Origin of the sequence: Nocardia sp. 2TAF39 (assembly GCF_052114905.1) — a bacterium.
Classification (GTDB): domain Bacteria; phylum Actinomycetota; class Actinomycetes; order Mycobacteriales; family Mycobacteriaceae; genus Nocardia.
Window position 1 is genome coordinate 15,964 of the sequence record NZ_JBFRFQ010000032.1, and the last position, 1,049, is coordinate 17,012.

Here is a 1,049-nt window from a genome sequence, read left to right on the forward strand (position 1 = left end):
GTGCCAGGAGAGGTCCGCAAGGGATGTCACTGCAGGAGCGTGTTGTCAACCTGATTCTCGAACGCCGACTGGGGCCGGGCGATGTGGTGCCGCCTGAACCGCAGCTGATGGCTGAACTGGGGGCGAGCCGCAACTCGGTGCGAGAGGCGTTGCGGGCCCTGCATACGCTGGGGATCGTGGACATTCGCCACGGCCACGGCACCGTGGTCGGGCATGCGCCGATGACCGCGATGTTGCCCGCCTTGCGGTTCCGGGCCCAGCAGGCGGTCCGGCATGACGCGGACGACTTGGCGGAGCTGGTCCAGGTGCGCCGAATACTGGAGGTCGCGCTGATCGACGAGGCGACGCGGCTGGCCGACGACCAGTTCCTGGCGGACCTCGAAGAGGCGATCGCCGAAATGGAGACCGGGGATCTGGCCGAAACGGATCGCAAGTTCCATCTGACGCTGTACCAGCGGGTGGACAACGAGATCGCCACCCAGCTCATCGATCTGTTCTGGACTGTTTACCACCAGGTCGACGCCGATCTACGTCCCACCGAGTGGAATCGTTCCGAGATCATCGCCAAACACCGCCTGATCCTGCACGCCCTGCGTGCAGGTGACCCCGAGGCCGCGCGAGCGGCGATGTCGGCCCACTTCGCCGATCTCGAGACGCGCTCCAGGCGACTGCCACGGCCCATACCCGCGTCCGCCTGACACCATCCGCAGCACCACCAACACGGCCTGATACTTGCAATATCCTCGATAACCAAGCGCCCGAGTGCGTTTCCGCAGACACGGATCGGAGACGCCGTACTCCTCCAACAACAACGCAGTGGCGCCATCCCCGGCATCGAGCACCGCCTGCTCGGGCGCAGCGCGATCATCGAATCCGCCCGGGCGGACGTCATGCAGCGCCGCGGTAATCCGGGCACCGGAGACACCGTCCGGACCGACCGGGCCCAACTTCGACAGGTCCACCGGATCCGCCCGCCCGTGGCCACGCAACAACCTGCCCAACGCCGCCTCGGCACAGTCGTTGGCATGCCCGGAGTCTTCGTGTGGCAC

1 protein-coding gene is annotated in these 1,049 nt (G+C 66.4%); it reads left to right on the forward strand.

Translation table 11 applies throughout. The features are described 5' to 3' along the window. Positions 1-23 precede the first annotated feature (23 nt). Positions 24-698, forward strand: coding sequence for a FadR/GntR family transcriptional regulator (locus AB4Z47_RS20055; protein WP_441952807.1), 675 nt, complete (start codon positions 24-26; stop codon positions 696-698). Positions 699-1,049: the final 351 nt, after the last annotated feature.

Bases quoted from the DNA above. Each gene is read 5' to 3' on its own strand.
- AB4Z47_RS20055 (WP_441952807.1), top strand. From the start codon at position 24: ATGTCACTGCAGGAGCGTGTTGTCAACCTGATTCTCGAACGCCGACTG.